The organism is Acinetobacter sp. 1566109 (assembly GCF_000582255.1).
GTDB classification, from domain to species: domain Bacteria; phylum Pseudomonadota; class Gammaproteobacteria; order Pseudomonadales; family Moraxellaceae; genus Acinetobacter; species Acinetobacter nosocomialis.
Map to the genome: position 1 here is coordinate 1 of NZ_JEYB01000127.1, position 2,425 is coordinate 2,425.

Annotated in this window: 2 protein-coding genes; one reads left to right on the plus strand and one right to left on the minus strand. The window is 37.2% G+C overall.

Going from position 1 to position 2,425, the window contains the following annotated elements; translation table 11 throughout:
- Positions 1-625 (plus strand): ATP-binding protein (locus J582_RS24560; protein WP_032048838.1); only part of this gene is annotated, 625 nt, incomplete at its 5' end.
- Between the two features lie 53 nt (positions 626-678).
- On the opposite strand, the gene J582_RS24565 is transcribed toward J582_RS24560, so the two are convergent.
- A partial coding sequence (locus tag J582_RS24565; RefSeq protein ID WP_032048840.1) for a DEAD/DEAH box helicase occupies positions 679-2,425 on the minus strand: 1,747 nt, incomplete at its 5' end.

A 2,425-nucleotide genomic window follows, 5' to 3' on the forward strand; every position in this document is an offset into this window, starting at 1 on the left:
AGAAACTGTTCATCACTCACATGCAGCCTATGAGAATGAACTGCAACAGCGATTGCTACAACAGAAAATTAAAAATTCAGGGCTCAATAAACGCTACCTGGATCGTGGCTTCAAGAATTATGTAGTTGCATGCCCTGCACAAGAAAATACCATCAAGCTATGTCAGGCCTTTGCACAGCAAATTATTTCTGACCACAACCCGAACATGTTGATGATTGGTACACCGGGTACAGGTAAAACCCATCTGAGTGCATCAATTATTCGCAACATTCTGCATAACAGTACAAAATCTGCACGCTATTATACAAGTGCAGAAATTGCTCAAAAAATGATGGATACCTGGTCAGACACTTCACGCTCTGAGAAAGAAGTCATCGACCATTTCTCCAGTTTTGATTTATTAGTGATTGATGAATATGGCCTGCATGACCGGCATGAAAAACGCCTAGAGATGGTACATAAGGTTCTATATAGCCGTTATGACAATATGAAATCTACCCTGCTGATTTCCAATTTCACAGTCCAAAATATGCAGCGTGATTTAGGTGTAAGATTATGGTCTCGGTTACATGAAAATAGCCTGATCATTGTTCCATGCTACTGGGCAGATCAAAGGATTACTTAATACTACTTGCAAAAAAGAGCCTTGTTAGACGGCTCTTTTTAACTTCTCTTTTTTTAAATTAAGCGGATCAATTCCTTACCTAGATCAGTATTTGGTTTCAACATATCATCCGCCAGAGCCCGCTTACTTGATAAAAGTCGGTCTAATTTTATCTCAAAAGTATCAAAATCATTTGCTGCTATTGAGGGGTAGTAAACAAAAACTTCTTTATCTTGTCCTATACGATACGCACGGTCAGTTGCCTGATCTTCCTTGGCAGGATTCCAACTGCGCGTATAATGAATGACATGATTAGCTTTTTGGATATTAACGCCAAAACCGACAGCAGTGGTTGATAAAATAATTACATTAAAACCACTAGTTGCTTGGAATCTATCAATAAGGTTTTGCCGTGTTAAACCTTTTTTACTACTTGTATTTGAATCCCCATTAACGGTTGTAACATTTAAGCCGAACCGTTCTAGAAGAATCCGTTTCAGGAATACTTGAATATCTCTAAATTCAGTAAAAATAATAACTTTTTCATTCTTTGCCTTAATTGCTTCTAATGTTTTAATCAACCAATCTACTTTAGGTGATTCATGAATTGAAGCATTCGGTTGCAATTGGAATGGATGTGCACAAATCATTCGCATACTGTGCAGTGATGCCAACATCGCACCTTGATTACCTTCTTCTGACAACCTCCTGTAGCGATTAATTACATCGGCATATAAGTGACGTTGAAGTGAAGAAATCGTAATATTTTTACAATGATCTACTTCAATTTTTTCTGGTAAGTCAGCAACATCATGTTTCATCCGTCTTAAAACTTGTGGTGCAATCAAGTTCCGTAATTGTTCCAATACTTCATTATCCACATTCTCAATATTTTCTATAGGACGACGATAAGTTTTTCCAAATTCATTCAATGAACCTAGCAAATTTTCTTGTATAAAATCAAATAAGCACCATAAGTCAGTGAGTGAATTTTCCACTGGAGTACCAGTACATGCTATTTTAAAGTCTGCCTTTTGAGCTTTAGCCGCTTTTGTCACCATAGCCGTAGGTACTTTAATTTTTTGTGCTTCATCGCAAACCATAATCCCCCAATCAACTCGCGCTAAAGAAAACTCTAGATCACGCATCGTTTCATAGGTTGTGAGGACAATATCCGCATCACCTCGCCAATCTTCTTCAAGCAAATGCGTAATACCATGATCATCTCTTAATTGAGCAGATATTAAATGCTTGGGAATTTTTCGATCTTTTAAATTTTCACCATATAGACTTAGGATCTTAGCAAATTTAGCACTGAAGAACCGATTTGCTTCTGCCTCCCAATTTTCTAACAATGAAACTGGAGCAACCACTAAAACTGGTTTTTTATCTTTTGCATTTTCTAAGTATTCACCAATAAAGCACAACAATTGCAGGGTCTTCCCCAATCCCATATCGTCTGCTAAAAGGCAGCCACTTACCTGTTCCGGTGCATATTGATGTAGATTCTGCAACCATGCAACTCCGTACTCCTGATGCGGTTTTAAACCGAATTCCTGACTTCTGAAACTTGAAGGCAATCTAGCTGGGGGATGGTTCTTCTCATCAAAAACCAATTGATCTGCTCGTTGTTTAGTAAACTCAGCTTTATCAATGTTATTCGCAATGAGTAATGTATCTTTCTTTTTTTTCTGTAAATTAACCGTAGATTCTTCTAATGTTTCAATAGGTTCTTTTCTATTTGAATCACTCAGACTATTTAATAATTTTTTAGCGTCATCTACTGAGACTTCAGTATTTGCATTAGGAATTAGAACCTGA